This is a genomic window from Pseudomonas sp. BT76 TE3572 (assembly GCF_050435365.1).
Taxonomy (GTDB): Bacteria; Pseudomonadota; Gammaproteobacteria; order Pseudomonadales; family Pseudomonadaceae; genus Aquipseudomonas; species Aquipseudomonas fluorescens_W.
On sequence record NZ_JBNDKE010000001.1, the window covers coordinates 692,287 to 712,430 of the forward strand.

21 protein-coding genes are annotated in these 20,144 nt (G+C 59.9%); 7 read left to right on the top strand and 14 right to left on the bottom strand.

Annotated features, from left to right (window positions below; genetic code table 11):
* Positions 1-58: 58 nt before the first annotated feature.
* The 3 genes from gabP (at position 59) to ABH912_RS03225 (ending at position 4,116) form a co-directional block, all read left to right on the top strand.
* Entirely contained in the window at positions 59-1,465 is a 1,407-nt protein-coding gene (gabP, locus tag ABH912_RS03215) for a GABA permease (protein ID WP_429509603.1), read from the top strand.
* A gap of 34 nt (positions 1,466-1,499) precedes the next feature.
* Positions 1,500-2,591, top strand: a complete 1,092-nt coding sequence (locus ABH912_RS03220; RefSeq protein WP_429509604.1) for a GlxA family transcriptional regulator — start codon at positions 1,500-1,502, stop codon at positions 2,589-2,591.
* Between the two features lie 421 nt (positions 2,592-3,012).
* Positions 3,013-4,116 carry a GlxA family transcriptional regulator gene (locus ABH912_RS03225; RefSeq protein WP_033061990.1) on the top strand — a complete coding sequence of 368 codons (1,104 nt, stop codon included), beginning with the start codon at positions 3,013-3,015 and terminating at the stop codon, positions 4,114-4,116.
* 69 nt (positions 4,117-4,185) lie between these two features.
* On the opposite strand, the gene ABH912_RS03230 is transcribed toward ABH912_RS03225, so the two are convergent.
* The 12 genes from ABH912_RS03230 to ABH912_RS03285 form a co-directional block, all read right to left on the bottom strand.
* Positions 4,186-5,010, bottom strand: a complete 825-nt coding sequence (locus ABH912_RS03230; protein WP_429509605.1) for a DUF4198 domain-containing protein — start codon at positions 5,008-5,010, stop codon at positions 4,186-4,188.
* An 8-nt stretch (positions 5,011-5,018) separates the two neighbouring features.
* On the bottom strand, positions 5,019-5,324 hold the full coding sequence (locus ABH912_RS03235; RefSeq protein ID WP_429509606.1) for a hypothetical protein: 306 nt from the start codon (positions 5,322-5,324) through the stop codon (positions 5,019-5,021).
* Positions 5,325-5,354: 30 nt separating this feature from the next.
* Positions 5,355-6,326 (bottom strand): metal ABC transporter solute-binding protein, Zn/Mn family, encoded by a 972-nt coding sequence (locus ABH912_RS03240; protein WP_429509607.1) that lies wholly within the window; start codon positions 6,324-6,326, stop codon positions 5,355-5,357.
* Positions 6,323-7,228: a metal ABC transporter permease gene (locus tag ABH912_RS03245; protein ID WP_033061993.1), complete on the bottom strand. Its 906-nt coding sequence runs from the start codon at positions 7,226-7,228 to the stop codon at positions 6,323-6,325. The genes ABH912_RS03240 and ABH912_RS03245 overlap by 4 nt, the downstream gene beginning before the upstream one ends.
* Entirely contained in the window at positions 7,225-7,932 is a 708-nt protein-coding gene (locus ABH912_RS03250) for a metal ABC transporter ATP-binding protein (RefSeq protein ID WP_033061994.1), read from the bottom strand. Before ABH912_RS03250 ends, ABH912_RS03245 begins: the two co-directional genes overlap by 4 nt.
* Positions 7,929-8,861, bottom strand: coding sequence for a metal ABC transporter solute-binding protein, Zn/Mn family (locus ABH912_RS03255; RefSeq protein WP_033061995.1), 933 nt, complete (start codon positions 8,859-8,861; stop codon positions 7,929-7,931). The genes ABH912_RS03250 and ABH912_RS03255 overlap by 4 nt, the downstream gene beginning before the upstream one ends.
* Positions 8,858-9,568, bottom strand: coding sequence for a DUF6162 family protein (locus ABH912_RS03260; protein ID WP_033061996.1), 711 nt, complete (start codon positions 9,566-9,568; stop codon positions 8,858-8,860). The genes ABH912_RS03255 and ABH912_RS03260 overlap by 4 nt, the downstream gene beginning before the upstream one ends.
* A gap of 38 nt (positions 9,569-9,606) precedes the next feature.
* Entirely contained in the window at positions 9,607-10,095 is a 489-nt protein-coding gene (locus ABH912_RS03265) for a DUF6644 family protein (protein ID WP_033061997.1), read from the bottom strand.
* 32 nt (positions 10,096-10,127) lie between these two features.
* Positions 10,128-10,616: a DUF6644 family protein gene (locus ABH912_RS03270; RefSeq protein ID WP_033061998.1), complete on the bottom strand. Its 489-nt coding sequence runs from the start codon at positions 10,614-10,616 to the stop codon at positions 10,128-10,130.
* A 20-nt stretch (positions 10,617-10,636) separates the two neighbouring features.
* Positions 10,637-12,145 carry an alpha/beta hydrolase domain-containing protein gene (locus tag ABH912_RS03275; RefSeq protein ID WP_429509608.1) on the bottom strand — a complete coding sequence of 503 codons (1,509 nt, stop codon included), beginning with the start codon at positions 12,143-12,145 and terminating at the stop codon, positions 10,637-10,639.
* Between the two features lie 33 nt (positions 12,146-12,178).
* Positions 12,179-12,961 (bottom strand): hypothetical protein, encoded by a 783-nt coding sequence (locus ABH912_RS03280; RefSeq protein ID WP_033061999.1) that lies wholly within the window; start codon positions 12,959-12,961, stop codon positions 12,179-12,181.
* A 67-nt stretch (positions 12,962-13,028) separates the two neighbouring features.
* Entirely contained in the window at positions 13,029-13,421 is a 393-nt protein-coding gene (locus ABH912_RS03285) for a DUF6152 family protein (protein ID WP_033062001.1), read from the bottom strand.
* A gap of 238 nt (positions 13,422-13,659) precedes the next feature.
* Between ABH912_RS03285 and ABH912_RS03290 the strand changes: the two genes are divergently transcribed.
* From ABH912_RS03290 to ABH912_RS03305, 4 genes are all read left to right on the top strand, one after another.
* Positions 13,660-14,997: a hypothetical protein gene (locus ABH912_RS03290; protein ID WP_033062002.1), complete on the top strand. Its 1,338-nt coding sequence runs from the start codon at positions 13,660-13,662 to the stop codon at positions 14,995-14,997.
* Positions 14,998-15,203: 206 nt separating this feature from the next.
* On the top strand, positions 15,204-16,088 hold the full coding sequence (locus ABH912_RS03295) for a hypothetical protein (protein ID WP_429509609.1): 885 nt from the start codon (positions 15,204-15,206) through the stop codon (positions 16,086-16,088).
* The gene (locus ABH912_RS03300; RefSeq protein ID WP_429509610.1) at positions 16,085-16,459 is read left to right on the top strand and encodes a DUF6152 family protein; all 375 of its coding nucleotides are present in this window, start codon (positions 16,085-16,087) and stop codon (positions 16,457-16,459) included. Before ABH912_RS03295 ends, ABH912_RS03300 begins: the two co-directional genes overlap by 4 nt.
* 5 nt (positions 16,460-16,464) lie before the next feature.
* Complete coding sequence (locus ABH912_RS03305) at positions 16,465-17,949, top strand: alpha/beta hydrolase domain-containing protein (protein ID WP_429509611.1); 1,485 nt, start codon at positions 16,465-16,467, stop codon at positions 17,947-17,949.
* Positions 17,950-17,990: 41 nt separating this feature from the next.
* Here ABH912_RS03305 and ABH912_RS03310 read toward each other — a convergent pair whose 3' ends face one another.
* Both ABH912_RS03310 and ABH912_RS03315 read right to left on the bottom strand, forming a co-directional pair.
* Positions 17,991-18,554: a cytochrome b gene (locus tag ABH912_RS03310; RefSeq protein WP_033062004.1), complete on the bottom strand. Its 564-nt coding sequence runs from the start codon at positions 18,552-18,554 to the stop codon at positions 17,991-17,993.
* 105 nt (positions 18,555-18,659) lie between these two features.
* Positions 18,660-20,114 carry an aldehyde dehydrogenase family protein gene (locus tag ABH912_RS03315; protein ID WP_033062006.1) on the bottom strand — a complete coding sequence of 485 codons (1,455 nt, stop codon included), beginning with the start codon at positions 20,112-20,114 and terminating at the stop codon, positions 18,660-18,662.
* Positions 20,115-20,144: the final 30 nt, after the last annotated feature.

Below are 20,144 nucleotides of genomic sequence, written 5' to 3' on the forward strand. Positions count from 1 at the left end.
ATCCCCTGACCCTCAGTCATCACGCTCTAACGTCGATCACCAGAGAACAAAAAAAACAATGAATAGCCTGAACTCCAAAGATTCGAACGGTCAGTTGGCACAGGGTTTCAAGCCACGGCACGTCACAATGCTTTCTATCGCGGGGATTATTGGCGCAGGTTTATTTGTTGGCTCAGGTCATGCCATTGCTGCGGCCGGTCCGGCGGTATTGCTGGCTTATCTGTTCTCGGGCCTATTGGTCGTTCTGGTGATGCGTATGTTGGGTGAAATGGCGGTTGCCAACCCGGACACCGGATCTTTTTCCACCTATGCCGATCAGGCGATCGGGCGTTGGGCAGGCTTCACCATCGGCTGGCTTTATTGGTGGTTCTGGGTGCTGGTGATTCCGATCGAGGCGCTCGCGGCTGGCCATGTGTTGAACCAATGGTTCCCACAGATTGATACCTGGTTGTTTGCCTTGCTGTCGATCGTTCTGTTGGTCGTGACCAACCTGTTCAGTGTGTCCAAATACGGCGAGTTCGAATTCTGGTTTGCGATGGCCAAGGTCGTGGCGATCATCGGGTTTATCGGCCTTGGGTCTGCGGTGCTGATGGGCTGGATTCCCGAGCGGGAGGCCAGCGGGTTAAGCCGACTCATGGAAGAGCATGGCGGGTTTGCGCCCAATGGTTTGTCAGCGGTTGTAGGCGCGTTCATCACCATCATGTTCAGCTTCATCGGTACGGAAGCGGTGACCATTGCAGCCGCCGAATCCAGCAACCCTGCGCAGAACATCGCCAAAGCCACGCGCTCGGTGATCTGGCGCATCGGGGTGTTCTATTTGCTGTCCATTTTCGTGGTCATTTCCGTGGTGCCCTGGAATGATCCGTTGCTGGCGTCCGTGGGCTCTTATCAGCGGGCACTGGAGCTGATGAACATTCCGCACGCCAAGTTGCTGGTGGACATAGTGGTGTTGATTGCCGTGGCCAGCTGCATGAACTCGTCGATTTATATTTCCTCGCGCATGTTGTTTTCGCTGGGCAAGCGCGGTGATGCACCGAAACCGCTGAAGGTAACGTCGTCGGCGGGCGTGCCCCGGGCGGCAGTGATCGCCAGCACCGTACTGGGTGCCGGTGTGACCTTGTTCAGCTACTTCATGCCCGCCGGTTTATTCCAGTTTCTGCTCGCCAGCTCCGGCGCCATTGCGTTGCTGGTGTACCTGGTTATCGCCGTGTCGCAATTGCGCATGCGCAAGATTCTGCATCGGCAGAACGTCACGCTGACCTTCAAGATGTGGTTGTTTCCGTGGCTCACCTGGTTTGTCATCGTCTTCATCAGCGCGGCGTTGGCGGTGATGATGGTGACGCCCGAGCACCGCATGGAGGTTTCTTCGACCATCGTCCTGGCGTTGGTGATTTCCTTTATCGGCCTTGTGACGACGCGCAATCATGGGCAGCCGCAGAGGGTGGTGTCGGCGGAAAGTGCATAGCAGCCATTACCGCTCACTGCGAGAGTAATCTTCGATGGCATACGACACCTCCAGGGCCGTTCCTCTCCAAACCATTGGCTTTTTGCTGCTGGACCAATTCACGTTGATCTCTCTGGCGTCTGCTGTAGAGCCACTGCGAATGGCCAATCAGTTGACCGGTCAAGAGTTGTATCGTTGGCACACTTTCAGTTTGGGGGGCGAGCAAGTCTGGGCCAGCGACGGCATGCCGATCACTCCGGATGCGTCGATCAATAGTGCGCCGATGCTTGATACCGTGATTGTCTGCGGAGGCATTGGCATTCAAAGTGCTGTGACCCGTGAGCACATTACCTGGTTGCGAACCCAGGCACGCCGCTCGAAGCGGATCGGGGGCGTTTGCACAGGCAGTTGGGCCTTGGCCCAGGCAGGCTTGCTCGATGGCTTCGATTGCAGCGTGCACTGGGAATTTCTGGCGGCCATGCAGGAAGCTTTTCCGCGAGTGAACCTCAGCTCCAGTTTATTCACCCTCGACCGCGACCGTTTCACCAGCTCCGGCGGAACCGCGCCAATGGACATGATGCTGCACCTGATCAGTCGCGATCACGGTGATGAACTGTCAGCGGCCATCTCCGACATGTTTGTCTATGAGCGAATCCGCAACGAGCAGGACCACCAGCGAGTGCCTCTTAAGCATATGTTGGGTACTCAACAACCGAAGTTGCAGGAAATCGTCGCGCTGATGGAGGCCAATCTGGAAGAGCCACTCAGCCTCGATGAACTGGCAAATTATGTCGACTTGTCCCGTCGACAGCTTGAGCGGTTGTTCCAGAAATACCTGCATTCCTCACCATCGCGTTATTACCTCAAACTGCGTCTGATCCGCGCGCGTCAGTTGCTCAAGCAAACGCCGATTTCGATTGTTGAGTTGTCGGTGGTGTGCGGCTTTGTGTCCACGCCACATTTCTCAAAATGCTATCGCGAGTGTTTCGGTATTCCACCCAGCGATGAGCGCTTGGTGACGCAAACGCAACGGCAAGTGAACGCAAGACCGATTGCCCAGGCATCGTCATTGGCAAGTCCGATGAGCTTGCTGGATCAGGCACGTGATGAGTCAACATTCGCCAGTATCAAATTTCTCAAGTCCTGAACAATCCGGGTGATCAATGATCACTCGAGACGATCAACGGATAACCCGGAAACAGAAATGTTTCCGGGTTTTTTCGTTGTGACACAAGGTTGTTGTGAACTGCGTTCGGGATGTTCAAGAACCGACCTGTGTGTGTCGGTGACAAGTAAGTTGTCGTTTCCAGGCATCCTTCCCATCACTGCTACAAAATTGCTCGCTGCTTATAAGTGGATGCACCAGATCAACCCATTTAGCTTTTGACCTTCGACCTTGCGACCCCCCAGATAGAGGCATCGTCGTGTCGTTTTTGAATTTATTGAAAGTCTATTGAGCGGCGGCGTGACTTTTGCACTGTCACTACACATAGCCCGGGTATTCAGACGGGCAATAAGAAGAGCCTGCGCCTGAGGCCAACACCCGCTTGATGTGAGGAGATACTGCAATGACGACTTTCAACTCCGGGTCGAAGCCCCAGAACCGTGCGCCTCAATCCATCGGCTTTTTGCTGCTGGACAATTTCACGCTGATTTCTCTGGCTTCCGCGGTGGAACCCTTGCGTATGGCTAACCAGTTGTCTGGTCGAGAGCTGTATCGCTGGACGACCCTCACTGCCGACGGAAACCAGGTTCTGGCCAGCGACGGCTTAAAGATCACACCTGACGCCTCGATGCACAACGCGCCTGCCATGGACACCATTTTTGTCTGCGGCGGTGTCGGTATTCAACGCACCGTCACCCGCGCGCACGTGTCGTGGCTACAGAGTCAGGCGCGCCAGTCCCGCCGTCTCGGTGCGGTCTGCACCGGTAGCTGGGCCCTGGCGTGCGCCGGTCTGCTCGACGGTTTCGATTGCAGTGTGCACTGGGAATTTCTGGCGTCCATGCAGGAAGCCTTCCCGCGGGTGGTCATCAGTACGCGACTGTTCACCCTGGACCGTAACCGGTACACCAGCTCCGGTGGCACTGCACCACTGGACATGATGCTGCACTTGATCAGCCGTGATCATGGCCGTGAGCTGTCGGCGGCGATTTCGGAGATGTTCGTCTACGAACGAATCCGCAACGAGCAGGACCACCAGCGCGTGCCGCTCAAGCACATGCTGGGCACCAACCAGCCGAAGTTGCAGGAAATCGTGGCGCTGATGGACGCCAACCTCGAAGAGCCGATCGACCTCGACGAACTGGCAGTTTTTGTCGCCGTGTCGCGGCGTCAGCTGGAGCGGCTGTTTCAGAAATACCTGCACTGCTCACCGTCGCGCTATTACCTGAAACTGCGCCTGATCCGCGCCCGGCAACTGCTCAAGCAAACACCCATGTCGATCATCGAAGTGGCGTCGGTGTGTGGCTTCGTATCCACACCGCACTTCTCCAAGTGCTACCGCGAGTACTACGGTATTCCGCCACGCGATGAGCGTGTGGGTTCCAACACCACACAACAAGTGGCAATGATCCCGCTGCCGCAAGCCCTGATACTGTCACCGTTGTCCGGCCCGATGTCAGCGCTCGGCCAGGCTCGCAACGAATCTACTTTTGCCAGCGTTCGGATATAAAACTCAATCACGATGGGTTTTTGAGGTCATTACTCGGTTCCAGCACCTGGGCCCCCTGGGGGGCTTGTGTCATTTCATGTCTCTGGCCTGCACCCACAGCACGGCGTCTTGCGACAGAGGTTTGCCCTTATGGGTTTTTGTTGTTCCGATGTCGAGCGCTGCAATGCCCCACCAGCCGGCGCGGGGCAGGCCGATGGTCACGATGCCCTGAGCGTCCGAGTACGTGCTAAGGGCTTTGAATGAAGCTTGAGGTGCCGTTACATAGTCTTGCTGGCCGAAGGCGTCTTTATCGATATCGACGGAATGGTTGATGTATTCGATCTCGATCTCGGCGAACGGAACGGGCTTGCCATCGGCCAGCACCACGGCGCGGAACACTCCGCCCGTCCAGTTTGCATAAGGCTTGCTGAGTGGCTGGATCTCAACCGGCAACCCTTGTGGTTCTGCCCAGTTGCCGGGTACTCCGCCCACATTCACGATCAGCTTGGTGAACTGTTGGATGTAGGCATCTTCCTCGGTTTCCAGGTAGGGCTCGGGTTCGAGTACGAAGATATGGTCACCCAGTGAGCGCACCAGCTCCCGTGGAATCGACGCACGATAGGCAGTCGTTTGGTTATCGCGACTCTGCCACTGGACAGGCCGCAAGTATTTGCGCAGATCGATTTTTTCCCCGCCGTGCGAGCTGATGTGGCTGAAGGCGCGAGGTTCATCCATGGTCATGGTGGGGCCGCCGGAGAAGGGATGCGTGAACACCAGCGCGAACTCCAGTTTATCTGCACGCGGCAGCGCCGTTTCCTCGACGTAGAGCATCTGGAAATGGGCCTGTGCTGCGCCTGTCAGGCAGCCTAATGTCACGGCGGCAAGTGCCTGGAGCAGTCGTCGTTTGATCGGCATGGTCGATTTCACCTTGAAATGTCGGATGACTGAATCGTGGCTTGATGGTTGTCTCCGCCCATGAACACAACGGAGTATTTTCCGGCGGGGGGCTGGAAGGTGTAGCTGTTGTCTTTGTCGACGCTTCCTTCGAGCAACACCTTGTTGCTGGTGTCCTGGACATGGATTTTTCTGCCGGCGGCCGAACTGCCGTCGGTGTAACCCGCCTCGCACTTCACCAGGTCATCGCTCTCGATGTAGCAGTCGAAGACGGGGCCATGGGCGAAGGCTGCCTGGCAGAACAACAGGGCGCCTGCGATCAGTAGGGGTTTCATAAGGTCTTCGAACTCCACGGTCGAGGTTGATCATTGGAGCGGCGATTTGTGATCGCCGCTCGTATTGGGGCCAGGTGGCGCGAAGGCCGTCAGCAAGGCATCCAGGTTCGAACTCAGGAGTGCTTCGTACCCGTTGGCCGCGTCGGCGAGCATTCCCGGGTTGCCGGCATCCAGTATCAACAACCGTGCGCCGCCGTCCTCGATGGCCTTGGCGATCCTGGCGTCCGGTGCCCACTTGTGGACCACCACGTGGATGTCACGCTCGCGCAGGTATCGGGTCAGTGCGGTGCAGTCGGCGTCGCTCCAGTCGATGTCCTGTCGGACGAACCAGCCGTCGACAAAAATCCCGAACTCGCCGAACAGGTAGGTGAACTCATCGGCCAGCGACAGCACGCGCAGATCCGGCACTGCCAGCAGCCGGGCACCGTAGTTGGCCTTGAGCTGGCGCAATCGGCCGTCGAGTGCGGCGAGGTTGTGCTCTATCCGAGGCGCATCGGAAGGGGACAGGCGTGCCAGGTCGGTAGCGATAATCGCCGACATGCGCATGGCGTTGACGGGGCCGAGCCAGGCGTACGGCGACAGTCCGCCATCGACGTCGCGTTCGGTTGCCCAGGGAACGTCGTTCGATGGCACGCGGGCCACGGCCACACCGGGCTTGACGGTGTCCCATGAGTGCGAGGCATCGATCTCGACGATTCGCAGATTGTGGCGACGTGCCGTGGTGTAAAGCGGATCCGCGCGCCAGAGGTTGCCCAGGGTCACCACGGCGGTGGCCTGCTGGAACACGGCGGGCACCAGGCGCGATAGCGCGTTGGCCTGGCTCTCCATGGGCACGGCTGCGTCTGCCGGAAGGCGGACGACCTTGAGGGTCGTGCCGTCGCTGAGCGTCGAGGTGAGCGCATACACCGCCGGCAGTGCGACCAGCACCTGCTGCCCGCCGGTATCCGCGAAGGCAGAAAGCGGATTGCCCAGCAGCAGTACCAGCATCCAAAACCATTTCATACGCGGGCACCTCTGAACCGGGACCCGGTAGCGCGGATGACGGTGGTGACGACGAACACCAAAGCGGCGACGATCACGATGGCGCCGCCTGTCGGTACGGGGATATGGAATTGCATGGGTGCCAGGATGCCGACCACGCAGGAAAAGGTCGCGATCAGGATGGCGCGCACGACCAGCCCCGGGAGCGAATGGCTGATGTTGCGTGCTGCCGCGGCCGGTATGAGCAGAAGGGCTTCGACGAGCACTGCGCCGATGATTTTCAGGCAGGCTACCGTCACCAGGGTGACCAGTACGACAAACAGGTACTCGACGCTTCGCACTCGCACGCCGCGAGCATGCGCCAGGCTCGGATTGAGGCTGGCCAACAGCATGCCGTTGTACATCGGCAGTCCGAGCAGAGCACACGTCGCCGTTACCACCAGCAGCACGTTCATGTCGGTGTAGTCGACCGCCAGGATGGAACCGAACAGCACGCTTTCCATTACGTGCGTGTTGATCTTCGCCGACACGAACAGCAGCAACGAGGCCCCGACCGCCAGCGAGATGGACAAGAACACGCCGATCAGCGTGTCATTGGCCAGCGTGGTGCGGTGCTGCGTGTACTTCAGCGTCAGGGCGAACAGCAGGCAGAAGCCGAACATTGAGAAGTAGGGGGAGGTGTAGGACTCGCCGATCAGCACGCCAATGGCAACGCCGGTCATCGCCGCATTGCCGACGGCCTGACTGAAGAACGCCATGCGCTTGATCATCACCATCGAGCCCAGCACGCCCAGCAGCGGCCCGATGAGCACCGCGCAGAGCAGCGCATTGATCACAAACTCGTACTCGAACGGTTGCGGCAGGATGCCACTCGCGGCGAGCGCCTGGAGCTGGTTGCGAATCAGTTCGTACAGGGCGCTCATTGGGTAGCCTCCAGGGGGTAGGCGACCTGGTCGGGCGAACCATGGAACAGCACCCGCCGGTTGATAACGGTCACCGATTGCGCGATGCGCCTGACTTGTTCCAGGTCATGGTTGATCCAGAGGATGGTGACGCCGCGGCCGTTCAGCTCGGCCACCAGCGCCTCGACCAGTCGCACACCCGGTTCGTCGATGCCGGCGGTCGGTTCGTCGAGGATCAGCAGCCAGGGCGCCGGGCTGATTGCCTGCGCCAGCAGCACTCGCTGACGCTGGCCACCGGACAGGCTGCCAAAGGGTTTTGCGCCCATTCCGGCCACGCCGGTACGTTCCAGGGCCTCGGCATTTGCCGCCTTGACGGATCGGCTTGAGCCGAGGAAGGCCGGCCTGCGTTGACCGAGAAGGGCCATGATGTCGTTGACCGTCATCGGCACGTTGCGGTCGAAGTCCGGCAATTGCGGGACATACCCCATGGGTGTCGTGACCTCGCCCTCGAACCGGACTGTCCCCGAATGCGGCATCTGACCCAGCAACGCACGCACCAGTGAAGTCTTGCCGCCGCCGTTCGGGCCTACCAGGCAGTGCAGCGCACCGGCTTCTACCCGGAAGCTCACTTTGTCGAGCACTTGCGTACCTCCCAGTTGCAGGGAGACGTTATCGAACACAATGGCGGGGCCGCGCATCGCTTGTTCCTCCTTCATCGCGTTCATCGCTGCGTAAATTCAACGGCTTCGGCCAAGGTCTCTAGGTTTTCGCGCATTGCTACCTCGAATTCGTCCGGGCTGTAGGTATTGCCGGTGATGTGAGACAGCGCGAACACCTTCACGCCGGTGGCTGCCTCGATAGGCTTGGCCAGGTCGAGGGAGAAATTCTTCTCGGCGAAAAGCACACGTACATTGGCCTTCTTGATAGCGTCGATGGTGTTGGCCAACTGGCGTGCAGTCGGCGCGACGCCGTGTCGCGGCTCAATCACGGCGCTCACGAACAGGCCGAACTCCTGCATCATGTAGTCGTAGCCCGCGTGCGTTGTCGCGCACCGGAACTTAGACAAATCCAGCGCGGCGAAGCGGGTCATGAAGCCGGCCCGTAGCGCCCGGATACGCGCGGCATACGCCAGGGCGTTTTGTCGATACACCGCAGCGTTGTCCGGGTCCAGTTCCCCCAACCGACGAGTGATCTCGAAGACCTGTTGTATCGCTGCCGTGGTCGATACGAAGGTATGCGGATTGACCACCTTGGCGCCGTCCTGGCCGCCGCCGATTGGAATGAGCGCAACCGAGGCATTGGCCTGGATGATCGGCAGAGTCGCCCCGCGGCCGGCGGCCTTGATGATCTGGAAGGCCCATTCATCGTGTCCGATGCCGTTGACCACCAGAACATCGATATTCATCGCGCGGGTGATGTCATCGGGCTGCGGCTGGTAGTTGTGCGGATTCGCCTCCGCCGGGATGAGCGCAACGACTTCCGCCCGATCACCGACGATGTTTGCCACGAAGCTGTAGTAGGGATGCAGTGTGACGCCGATTTTGAGCTTCTTGCCCGAAGAGGGTGTGGTGCCTGCGAGTGCGATGGCGGGTATCAGCAGCAATAGCGCGATGCATCGGCGCCACAGTGCGCGGTGTTTCGTAGAAACGGTCATGGCTGAGTTCCTTTTACGCGTTCGACTTCGCTGGCACCGTTGTAAGGGATGACCTGGCGCCAGCCATCGCCGACCAGCGATTCGGGCTTGACGATGCCAGGGTAGGGCGCGTTCGGGTCGCGGTGGACCCAGATCGTCGCTTGGTTGGCCCACATGACACCGGCATGTGCGTGACCGATGACGAGCAGGTAGGCGCTCTGGCCCGGCGCGCGGCCGCCGGAGCCGTAGTAGACCGTAGCGCCCTGGCCCTGCGTGGCTTGCGACACCTTGTTGGCGGTCTGGTCCGGCGGGGTGACAGGCGCGTCGACGTGCTCGTCGCCGGAAGCGGCATGGGGCTGGTGGGTGCCGGGCAGAATCAATTGCCAGTGCACCTCGCCATTGGTCTTCCAGAAGGCGTCGCGGTAGAAGGGCGGTAGAAAAATTATCTGGGCACGCTCCAGCGTGATCCAGCCGCCGGTATCGTTGTTGAACCAGATGATTTCTTCACCGGCTGGCAGCAGAGCACTATGAATCGCCTGATCGACCGCACCCAGGCCATCGAAGGAACGCACCTGCCAGCTCAAGGTTATCGGTGGGCCGACTTTCTCGGGGCGCAGCGTTATATAGCCTGCCACGCTGGCGATGACTGCCAGGGCCGCAAGCAACAGTGCCAGCGATTCCCATCGGCCGGATACCGGGCGCACCACCTTTGTGTGATCGCTGGGCATATCTGCACTGGATGCGCGACGCGGCGATAGGCGAGCCATCAGAGAAACGCGATCCAGCGGCCGAGGAACACCACGCCTGCCCACAATGCCAACGAACTGAACCCCGCGACACGCGCCTGGCTGGGAGGCGTTAGCGTTGTGTCCCATTCGGCAATGCGGCGAAAGACGCCCAAATGGAAGATCCCCATGTTGAGCCCCGCCAGCAGTAACACGCCCATCTTGCACAAGAATGCGGTGTTCTCGGCATAGGTCGTGGCGTTGGCGACGAACATGAGCAGACCGGTAATCACGCAAGCCACGAAAGCGACCCAGGTGAACGGCAGCAAATCTTTTATCAGCCGTAGCGCGCTGCGGCGATGGGAGGCAACGCCGAGCAGACGCAAATCCACGACGGCGATGGTCCCGAACACCAGGGCGATGCCGATCACATGCACCGACTCAAGGGTGGGAAAGGCGGAGCCCGACTCTCGGATGAAGGTGGCGACAGAGGTGTCCTGGAGGGCTTGTAGTGTTGGTTGAATGTCCATGGCGAATACCTCAGAGCTTTCGTTGAAAACGCTTAGATCGCGTAGGCGATCCAGCGACCACAGATGATCACGACGCACCACAAGCCGATCGACAGCCAGGCCAACGCCTTGACGAGAGGGGGCTTGCCATCAGGTTGTGCATCATCGGCAGGGCGCAGAAGGGGGCGCCGTAAAAGCAAGGTCAGGGTGAACGCACTCACGACCAGGGCCATCTTCAGCCAGAAGGTCGAGTTGACGAGTACGCGATCAGGCTCGGCGATGATCATGATCAACCCCGTGAAGAGCAGGACGAGGAGCGCATTGCGCATCCACGGGTAGTAACGGCGAACGACGCCACGCAAGGGCTCGTCCGTGGCGAACACACCCGCCAGCCGAAGATCGGAGATGACCGCAGAGCCGAAGAGCACTGTGATAGCGAGGATATGAATGCTCTGGACGGTGGGTATGACCCAGAGAATGTCCCGGATGGCTGTGCTCAAAGGTGACGCATAGATCCAGGCAATGATGAGTGATGATGACATTTGCTGTTCTTCCCAAAGGGTTAGAAGTCTTGAGGCGTTGCGATCGAACGCAGGCCCGCCGCATCTTCTGGCAGTAGGTAGCCTTCCTTGATCGAAAGGGTTTTGGCGTCTTCGAATTTCTGTTCGTAGTTGCTGAAGCTTCCATAACGCTGGCGAAGCTCGTCCTTGGAGTAAGGCACCTTGGTGTCGTAGATCAGGCCGCAGCCGGTCTCCTGATCAGTGAGGTAGGTCGCACTGGGCACCTGGATCCACGGCGGGCGTACGCCCCCTTGCAGGTTGCCGGTAGCGGGGTCGCGCGCGGCGGTCTTGCCATCGCGGACGACCCGCGGAGCATTCGGCATGGGTTTGCCCGCGCGTACCCATTGGTCCATGCGATCCAGAAGCGAGGAGACGACCAGCTCCGCCGGTTCGTCGTACAGCGTCCGGCACCGTGGGTCGTCGCCCTTGCCGATGTCGGCAGCGAACAGTTCGGTATGCTCCGTTCCGAGGTCAGCCAGCCGCAGATGTGGCATGCCGGTCACTTCGTAGTAGCGAACCTGCGGGCTGTCGGTGTCCGGTGGCAGGTCGATGCCTTCGATCACGTCATGCATCAGTTCGGACTGGCTGTAGACGGTCACGAACGGCGCGCCGTCGGGCGTCTGGCGCGGCAGCCGGATGACGTCGCCGCCCACCTCTCCGTAGGCCATGCGGCCAGTCATGTAGGCATCGATCAGCGGCCTTGCGTCGGGCATACGCCATTGCTGGTGCCGGCCCTGGTCGAGGTAGTCCATCCAGACTTGCGCGGTCACGGCCCAGCTATTGACGTAGACGCGTTTAACGTCGAGATCTGCCAACGGGCTTTGCGCTGCATTGGTTTTCAGCAGCAACGCCAGTTGCGCCCCGATGCCCTGGGACTGTGGAGCGAACGGATCGGGACCTTCACCGCGGGTGAAGTGTTCCGGGTCGTAATAGCTGGCCAGTGGCGCGTAGCGTGCAAAGTCGAAGCGGCGCATAAACTCGAAGTTCACGATCCGCCCGTACTGAGCGATCTGCTCGGCCTCGGCAGCCGGGGTCTGCGAGATGAACTTGGGATCGACTGGCGGCTTGTTCACATTCAGCGTGTACCCGACGTACGCGTAGCCGCGACGCAGCAAATAGTCGCGGGTCAGGATCCATCCCGCGGCGCGTTCGCCGAACCAACTGAACGGCTCGATCACCACCGTGCCATTGAAGCGCGCGGGGTCAGCCGGTTTGCGCACCAGAATGCGTGTGGTGTAAGGCGCCTCCAACAGGGTTTTGCCCGAGGCGTTAATCGCCGGGGCGACGCCTTGCAGGTAGTACTCCTCCTCGATGTAGCCGTACTTGTCGAGGTCGCTGTATTCGGTGCCTGGGCGTTTCGCCGACGAAAGCGGTAGCTTGCCGGAGGGCGGCACCGCGATGGCCGTGGGCATGCGGGGCACCTCGGCGAATGTGTTCGACGTGAGGATCAGCAACAGCAGGGCGCTTTGCAGCGTCGGCCGCAGGATGCTGATGGTTGTCGGTCTTTCCATTCGATCAGCTCCAGGTGGCTATTGATGAGGGGTTCACTCGAGGCTGAGGGATGCCTTGCCCTCTTTGTCGATCACGATCTGGTTGTTCTCGCAGACGTACTCTTGAATGGCGTAGCTGGATCGCTTGTATTCGAACGTGAAGCGATACGGGGTCTTGAGTACCTGCGGGTCCTCGATCACGACCTGGTTTTCCAAGTGATCCGGCCCCTTTAGTCGCATGCGTTCCGTGATCTTCATGTCCGGACCGTGCGGAACGTCGTAGAAGCGCACGTCCGTTCGCACGCGTTGTGTCTCCACGACGAGCGTGTCGCCTTCCCAGTGGCCGCGCGAATGGCCTTGATAGGTAGGGTCCAGTTTCTCTTTCGCAGGCATCGCTTCGTTCAAGAGAATCCGGCGTACCTGCTGGAGATACTCACCGAGGACGATCACTTGCTTGTCGTCGTGAATGATCTGGATCGGGAAGAGCGCCGCCATCAACGTTGGCATGCCCTCAGGCAGGCATCTGGAGCTCGTTGTGGCCAACGGTGTTCCGGCCTCGTTCGCCACGGCTTCTTTCTTCTTCAGCGCGACGTATTCGTCGGCATAGGACGCCTTAAGGTCCATCGGTCCGCCAGGGTGCACCGGGTCGTCCGGGTTCTCACCGAACCAGTCGTCCGGGGTTCTTTCCCAGGTGCCGCTGATGTCGGGGCGTGTGCTGACGCTGTGTTTGTCGTTTAGAGGTTTGGAAGGTGTTGCCGCGTTGCACATCCCGGCGACAGTCACGAGGGCGATGCCCACGAAGATCATTGCCGTGTTCAAGGTTCGTGTCGGTTTCATTGAAACGTCTCCACGCTGCTGGTCTGGACTGTTCGATTAGGTCGTCATGTAGCCAGGGAAGGATTTCTCATCCGCCGCCCGTGAGCACGACGTCACCGATTTTGATCTCCACGAGCAGCCCTCCTGGCTCACCGTTTTTCAACGGTTTGAAGGACACCTCGGCACTCTCGCCGGCCTTGATCGACTCAGCGCTCCAGCCAGTGCGCTGCAACGCATTGACACTGCCTGTTTCGATCTTGAATCGCTGGGCCGGTGGGCCGGGTGTATCGACGTAAATCGTGATGTGAGGATTGGTCCAGGCAAAGCGCTCGACGACACCCTTGATCGAGACCGTCTGGGTCTGGTCAAAAAGGGCGAACGAATGGTGAGCGCTGGCAATAGGTGCCAGGGCACTGCAGGCGAAGAGGGTCAGAAGACAAAGCCCCTGACGTAACAGCGGGGAGGGTGACAAAAGGGTCATGACAGGTGCCTCGGTTCTTATGGTTCTTATGGGCCCAGCATAGGGGGAGTGCGTTCAGAGGCCGTAGCCCAAAACGGCAACCATTCAAGGCACTGAGGATGTTTTGCAGTGGGGGAGGTATCGCGCGAAGGGATCGGCGGCCAGCCCCTTGAAAGTGCTGATTTGGGTTACCGCTTGCGCGACGCAAGCCGGAACACTCATGGCTCGCCTCACAAATATAAAAAAAAGGAGAGACGTCATGCGCACCCTCAGTTACGCCCCATTACTTTCGCTGGTTGCACTCTGTACTTTTGAGCCGCAGGCACACGCCTACCAGCTCTACAGCGAAGGCGATGGTGCAACGGTCCTGAACGCCGACCTGTCGGCGGCGTTTGGCTGGTTCGGCAGCGAGAAGAACTACATCGGCGACCCTGAGAGGGAGCCCGGCAGGATGCGGTGGCAAGAAGGCTTCGCCAAGTACGGTCTCAACGGCACGACAGACAAGATCACTGCCGGTTCGATGTATGGCGGACTCAGCTGGATCAGCACGGGGTCATTTGGCGATGGGGACGCGGGTGGGATCACCTCCGGGAATGAAAGAAGAACGGCTGTGGAAGACGCCTACCTGGGCTGGAAGTCAGGTGATCTGATTCCTGCACTGGGCAAGGACGGGGTTGATTTCTCTTTTGGCCGCCAGGTCGTTACGGTGGACGGCTTCCTGATCACCGATGACGGGTTCGCCCCCGGGAAGGCCTTCAACCCTATCGAGGGCGTAAGGGATGGCCGGTTCGATCGCGGCGGCGCCTTTTACCTTGGCCCGCGGTTGGCGTTCGGGAATACGGCAGTCTTGAAACTGGGTGGCCAGGAGGGCCTTCACGGTAGCCTGATATGGCTCAAATCCGATAACCCCGGGCAGTCGAAGACCGAAGTGGCTGCCGCCACCGTCGACTACACGACGCCCGTCGGCTCGATCGGTTCGACGTACTTGCACGGCCTGGATGTTGACGAGCGATATGCCTTTGGTGATCGGCTTGAGCGCAAGGGCATGAACGTCTACAGCATTCGTGGGCAGGGCAATGCCGGGATCGAGAATGCCGACTTTGCGTTCGAAGTGGTGCGTCAGGAAAAACGTTCAGGGTCACAGCGGGCGATGTTCTTCGACGCCGGCTACACCTTCGCCGATACCCAATGGCAACCGACGGTGAGCTATCGATATTCGCGCTATTCCGAAGGTTACGACTTTCTGTTCCAGGGTGGTTTTCGCAAGCGCTACCAGGGTGAAGTCGCCGTGAATTACGCCGGTTCGGTGACCTCGAACATGTCGATCAACGACGTACTCCTCTCAGTCAAGCCGACCGAGACATTGACCCTTAACGCAATGGCCTTCAACTACCACCAGCTCTCCCGTACGCATGAGCAGGACTTCTCTGCCCGCGAGGTCGACCTTTTCCTGGATTGGATGGTGACGGATAACGTCACGCTCTCGCCTCTGGTCGGCTTCTACAAGCCCGAAAAGTGGCTCGGGGACGGTGGCCTGCAGAGCGGGAGTGCATCAACCAACACTTACTTCCAGTTCATCGTGTGGATGGCGTTCTGACCAGCCGTCTACGCCGCCAATCCTAGTGAGTGAATGCTGATTCGAGATACCTCCCCAACAGAGGGGTTGAGTCTCGTCCCCATGGAATTAACGACACCCACACTCCTGGCACCGGCCGTCATGCACTTCAAAGGGCTGGCGACTTCCGGGATGCCAGGCACTGCCACTCGTAGAAACAATTAACGGAGTAGATGCAGGCCATGCCTATGAAAACGATCCCTCTTTCTCACGCTGTCATCGCGCTGCTGGCCGTCCTGGCTGCACCCGCGTATCCGTCGTTCGCAATCGCCGCAACGCCTGGTGAGACATCCAGTGCGGCCAAACCGAAGGTTGGATCGCCCGACATCAGCGGGCTCTGGATGCCGGTGGGGAGTTCCGTGGACCCGCTCGTCAACAGCACCGGTGCCGATAACCCCGATACCAATATCGGCCCTCCGTTCGGCACCACGCCGGAACTCAAGGGTGTGTACCTCGAGAGCTTCAACAAGCGGACTGAGGCCCTGGCCGCAGTTGGCAGCGAGTTCAAGACCTCGTGCAAGGTGCTGGGCATGCCGACGAATATGATTGGGCCCTACGCGGTAGAGATCATGCAGACGCCGACGCAGATCAACTGGGCGCAGGAGTTCCTGCGAGAGACCCGTCGCATTTACCTCGATGGGCGCACGCCCCCCAATCCCGAGGAAGCGCCCCCGACGTTTGAGGGCTATTCGGTCGCACGGTGGGAGGGAAATGTGTTGGTCGTCGAGACCACCAACATTCGGCAGGAGACCACGTTGAGCGAGTATGGGCTCGCCGACGACGCGCTCGGCCATGGCCCCCGCATGATCATCAAGGAGCGGATCTTCATCAACGACAAAGGTCTGCTGCAAGTGGACGGCATGGTCGAAGACCCGGATGCGTTGGTCAAGCCATGGCATTGGTCGTCGCTGACCTTTCGCCGTGCGCCCAAGGGGGTCGAATTCATGGAGTACGTCTGCGAGGACAACAATAACGAGTCGATCGATCCCGTGACGGGAGCGGAAGTCACGACGATTCCAAAGCGACACAACGTGAGCCGAGCGGACAACAGTAATCAAGGAGATACGAAGTGAATTTCAAACCCATGCTGTTCAGCTTGGCGCTCTTGGGCTTGTCAGCACCTGCTGCTTTTGCCCACCACTCCTACTCAGCCTTTGACATGGCGAAGCTGGTAGAGATTGGCGGTACGGTGGGTGAGGTGCAGTATAAAAATCCTCATGTCTGGTTGTTCGTCGATGTGCAGAACGGGGACAAGACCGAGACCTGGGCGATCGAGGCCGGCGGCCCGAACATTCTGATGCGCCAGGGCTGGATGGCCAATACCCTCAAGCCGGGCGACAAGGTCGACGTGCAGCTCGCTCCGATGAAGGACGAGACGAAGACGGGCGGAGCTCTCCAGGCGCTGCGGTTGCCCAATGGGAAAACCATCGGAGCCTGGAAGTGAACCCCATGCGCGAGGTTTGGCTACCTACATTAACCCTGGCGGCTTTCCTTGCTCTGACGACGGCGGAGGCCGTCGGCGCGCAAACGCCATCCATGCCTCTAATAGCTTTAGTGCCTTCGAGCGGCCGGTTGCCTCTTGCGTCCGCCTCAAGGCACGGCACAGAGTATGTCGACCTCGAGAGGTTCGGGTATGTAGAGGAGGAATACTACATGCTGGGGCTCGCGCCAGCGATCACCGCTTCTGGCGAACAATTGTTCGACGCTCCCTATGTGACACGCTTCCTCATCCGCAAACCCAAAGACCCTGGACGATTCAACGGCACTGTCGTGATGGAACCGTTCAGTTGGATGGGCGAACGCAGCGCGGGCTGGATCCTCACCCGCGACTACCTGATGCGCAAGGGCTACGCATTCGCCGGCTACACACTCAGCATCAACAGACCCGCGAACGATCCCAAGACACTGGATTGGGATCCTGAGCCCCGTAACTTGAATCTGGATTTCATGCGGCGCTACGACTACAAGCGCTACGCACCGCTCGGCAGCTACTACGACAGCGACCGTTTTCGGCGCGGCAGCGGCCCCGATCAGTACCCGCCGCAGTCGCAAGGCATTGCCGCGCAACTCGCCTTGCTGTTCAAGTCCAACCTCGAGAGCGGTCCCACACAGGGGCTAGAGGTCAAGCGCATCTATGTCAATACCTGGGCAATCAACGGGCAACTCTGGCTCGATTATCTCGACCAGGGGCGTCACCAGCAGTGGCGCATGCCTGACGGGCAGCCGCTGATCGACGCCTATATGATGGGGCACGTTGTGTATGGCGACCTGGGTGGCGAGGTTCTCAGGGTTCCGCGGAAAATGCCCGAGGATGCTCCGTTCGTGACTGTCTACAGTCAGACCGAAGTGGTGCACGATGCAAGTCAGGAAATCGCGCTACCGCACGATACTGACCAGCCGAAGTTGCGCTACTACGAAGTCGCGGGCATGCCACACCTTCGTCTCGCCGATCAGGGCACCGACGGGACAGAGCCGCATCCGGCTGACGGTGACAAGCGCAACGATCCGCAATGCCAGTCCCTTTATGACGAGCCAGTGGAGACAGTCGTGTCCGCGATCCTGGACGCGATGGATCGCTGGGTGCGTGAAGGCACGCCGATGCCCAAGGCTGCACGGGTCGATCGCGACGGAAAGGGGGTTGCCCGCGACCCGCAGACCGGCAACATGCTGGGTGGTGTGCGTCCGCCGTGGATCAAGGTGCCAAGCGCCACTTACATGACCGACCAGGAGACCGGCTGCGGTTCGGCCTACGACACGAAGGTGCCGTATTCTGCGCAGCGGCTGAAGGCGTTGTATGGCAGTTATGCAAATTATGCGAGTCGTTTCAAAGCCGCCAAACAACAGGCAATAAAGGAGGGCTATTTGCTGCCGGAGGATGCGGTACTCGTCAAGCCAGTCGCTTTGCCTGCGGACTTTAACGGGCCCCTCCGGTAAAGCCATGAGGCGTTGACGTCTTGCGTCAACGCCTCACCCCGTCACAGCATGCGGCGCAGGACATCGTTACGAGGGTCTCGGTCGAAAAACCGGTGTTTCAGAGCGCCCACGACATGCAACAGAATCAATCCGAGCAGGGTGTAGGCGAGCACTTTGTGCAGCCATTGGAAGACGGCGAACCAATCGTCATTTTTCGGAAGGAGCTCCGGCAGGTTGACCCCAAAAAAGAACACCCCGTCACTCATCGTGTAGGTGCTCGACATTGAGTACCCCATCAACGGCACGATCACCACAAGCGCATACATGACACGCTGCGTAAGCCTTGACAGGAACCTTTCATAGCTCGCCAGTGTTTCCAGCGGCTGCGGAAGCACGGGGGTCCGAAAACGCAGGGCAATCTGAGTCAGGACAACCAGAAACATCAACAGTCCAAAGGATTTGTGCCACGGGTAATAGAGCTCGTACTTGCTCGCCACTTCGTCATTCAGACCGGTCATATGCCAGCCTGCCCAGAGGAGGCCTGCGATGAGCACGGCGCGTACCCAGTGCAAAATTCGCAGGGACGTCGGATACCGATCGGTTGTTTGTTGTTCTATCGGGTTCATCGTAGTCTCTCCATTGATTATCAACGGCATCAGGGATGCACTTTTGAACGGTCACCCTCGCGACACAGAGGCCGGAGGGTGATTCGGTCAGGACAGGGATCGTGCTCAGGAAGGCAGCAGCACGGTGATGACTTTCTCTTCGGTGTAGGCCACCGCGCCGGCAAACCCGCCTTCACGGCCGATACCGCTGGTCTTTACGCCGCCCCAGGGCAGGTTGGCGTCCAGCGGACTCCAGCAGTTGATACCCACGGCACCGGCCTTCACCGCAGCGGCTACGCGGTGCGCTCGCACCAGGTCGGTCGTCCAGATCGTGGCCGCCAGGCCGTAGGAGGAGTCGTTGGCCAGTGCGATAGCTTCCTCTTCGCTGTCGAACGTGATCAGCGTGCCGACGGGCCCGAAGATTTCGTCTTGGGCGATCGCCATGGTGTTGTTGGCGTTGGTGAAGATCGTCGGCCGGACAAACCAGCCGCGTTCAGGCGTCGATACACCGCCGGCCAGTAGCGAGGCGCCTTGGTCGATACCCAGTTGGATGTATCGGTTAACGCGATCGAATTGCGCTTTCTTGGCCACCGGTCCCATCTGTACACCGGGCTGGCGAGGGTCGCCCACGTTGACTGCCTGCGCGGCATCGGCCAGCGCTGCGCCGAAGCGATCTGCGATGCTGCGGTGGACCAGGATGCGCGAGCCGGCTGCACAGACCTGGCCCTGGTTGGCGAACAGGCCGAGCGCACACCCGCGCAGCGCGTCTTCGAAAGAAGCATCGTCGAAGACAATCTGTGGGCTCTTGCCGCCCAGTTCCAATGCCACGCGCTTGAACAGCACACCGGCGGTGCGCTGGATTTCGCGTCCGGCCTCGGGGCTGCCGGTGAAGCTGATCTTGGCAACGAGCGGGTGTTCGCACAAGGCGCGACCCACCTCATTGCCGTAGCCGGTGACCACGTTGATCACGCCGTCAGGGAAGCCCGCTTCCTGAGCCAGCACCGCCAGGTGCAGGGCAGACTGCGGCGTCTCTTCCGAAGGTTTGATGACCACGGTGCAGCCTGCCGCCAGCAAAGCGGCGAGCTTCCAGACGGTGATCATCAACGGCGAATTCCAGGGAACGATGGCGCCGACCACACCCACTGGCTCGCGTACCGTGTACGAAAGGGTCTTGGTGCCGAAGTAGCCACCGGTGGGAATGGTGCGCCCCTCAAGCTGGTTGGCCCAGCCGGCGGCGGCACGCAGGTTGGCGATCGCGTTGGGCAAGTCCATCCGGCGCGGTTCGATGGGTGAGCGACCGATGGCGTTGGCATCCATATCGGCCAGCAATTCGGTGTCGCGTTCAACCAGGTCAGCGAGTTTTGACAGCAATCGGCCGCGCTGGGCGCCGTCGAGCTGGCTCCAGGCGCCACCCTCAAGTTGGCGATGCGCGGCCGCCACTGCGCGGTCCACGTCCTCAGTCGTGCCCTGTGCGGAGCTGCCGTACACCTGTTCTGTCACGGGGTTGACGAGGTTTATGCGACGGCCGTCGGAGGCTTCGAGGGACGCGCCTTCGATGAAGTGATTCAAGTGCTCAGTCATTTTGGGGTCCATGAGTGATGTGGAGTGGTC

Coding starts and splice junctions, on each gene's coding strand:
- ABH912_RS03270 (WP_033061998.1), bottom strand. CDS start 10,616: ATGTCATCATCACTCATCATTGCCTGGATCTATGCGTCACCTTTGAGC.
- ABH912_RS03295 (WP_429509609.1), top strand. CDS start 15,204: ATGAAAACGATCCCTCTTTCTCACGCTGTCATCGCGCTGCTGGCCGTC.
- ABH912_RS03310 (WP_033062004.1), bottom strand. CDS start 18,554: ATGAACCCGATAGAACAACAAACAACCGATCGGTATCCGACGTCCCTG.
- ABH912_RS03250 (WP_033061994.1), bottom strand. CDS start 7,932: ATGAACGCGATGAAGGAGGAACAAGCGATGCGCGGCCCCGCCATTGTG.
- ABH912_RS03315 (WP_033062006.1), bottom strand. CDS start 20,114: ATGACTGAGCACTTGAATCACTTCATCGAAGGCGCGTCCCTCGAAGCC.
- ABH912_RS03305 (WP_429509611.1), top strand. CDS start 16,465: ATGCGCGAGGTTTGGCTACCTACATTAACCCTGGCGGCTTTCCTTGCT.
- ABH912_RS03225 (WP_033061990.1), top strand. CDS start 3,013: ATGACGACTTTCAACTCCGGGTCGAAGCCCCAGAACCGTGCGCCTCAA.
- ABH912_RS03285 (WP_033062001.1), bottom strand. CDS start 13,421: ATGACCCTTTTGTCACCCTCCCCGCTGTTACGTCAGGGGCTTTGTCTT.
- ABH912_RS03265 (WP_033061997.1), bottom strand. CDS start 10,095: ATGGACATTCAACCAACACTACAAGCCCTCCAGGACACCTCTGTCGCC.
- ABH912_RS03290 (WP_033062002.1), top strand. CDS start 13,660: ATGCGCACCCTCAGTTACGCCCCATTACTTTCGCTGGTTGCACTCTGT.
- ABH912_RS03255 (WP_033061995.1), bottom strand. CDS start 8,861: ATGACCGTTTCTACGAAACACCGCGCACTGTGGCGCCGATGCATCGCG.
- ABH912_RS03260 (WP_033061996.1), bottom strand. CDS start 9,568: ATGCCCAGCGATCACACAAAGGTGGTGCGCCCGGTATCCGGCCGATGG.
- gabP (WP_429509603.1), top strand. CDS start 59: ATGAATAGCCTGAACTCCAAAGATTCGAACGGTCAGTTGGCACAGGGT.
- ABH912_RS03230 (WP_429509605.1), bottom strand. CDS start 5,010: ATGCCGATCAAACGACGACTGCTCCAGGCACTTGCCGCCGTGACATTA.
- ABH912_RS03240 (WP_429509607.1), bottom strand. CDS start 6,326: ATGAAATGGTTTTGGATGCTGGTACTGCTGCTGGGCAATCCGCTTTCT.
- ABH912_RS03220 (WP_429509604.1), top strand. CDS start 1,500: ATGGCATACGACACCTCCAGGGCCGTTCCTCTCCAAACCATTGGCTTT.
- ABH912_RS03245 (WP_033061993.1), bottom strand. CDS start 7,228: ATGAGCGCCCTGTACGAACTGATTCGCAACCAGCTCCAGGCGCTCGCC.
- ABH912_RS03280 (WP_033061999.1), bottom strand. CDS start 12,961: ATGAAACCGACACGAACCTTGAACACGGCAATGATCTTCGTGGGCATC.
- ABH912_RS03275 (WP_429509608.1), bottom strand. CDS start 12,145: ATGGAAAGACCGACAACCATCAGCATCCTGCGGCCGACGCTGCAAAGC.
- ABH912_RS03235 (WP_429509606.1), bottom strand. CDS start 5,324: ATGAAACCCCTACTGATCGCAGGCGCCCTGTTGTTCTGCCAGGCAGCC.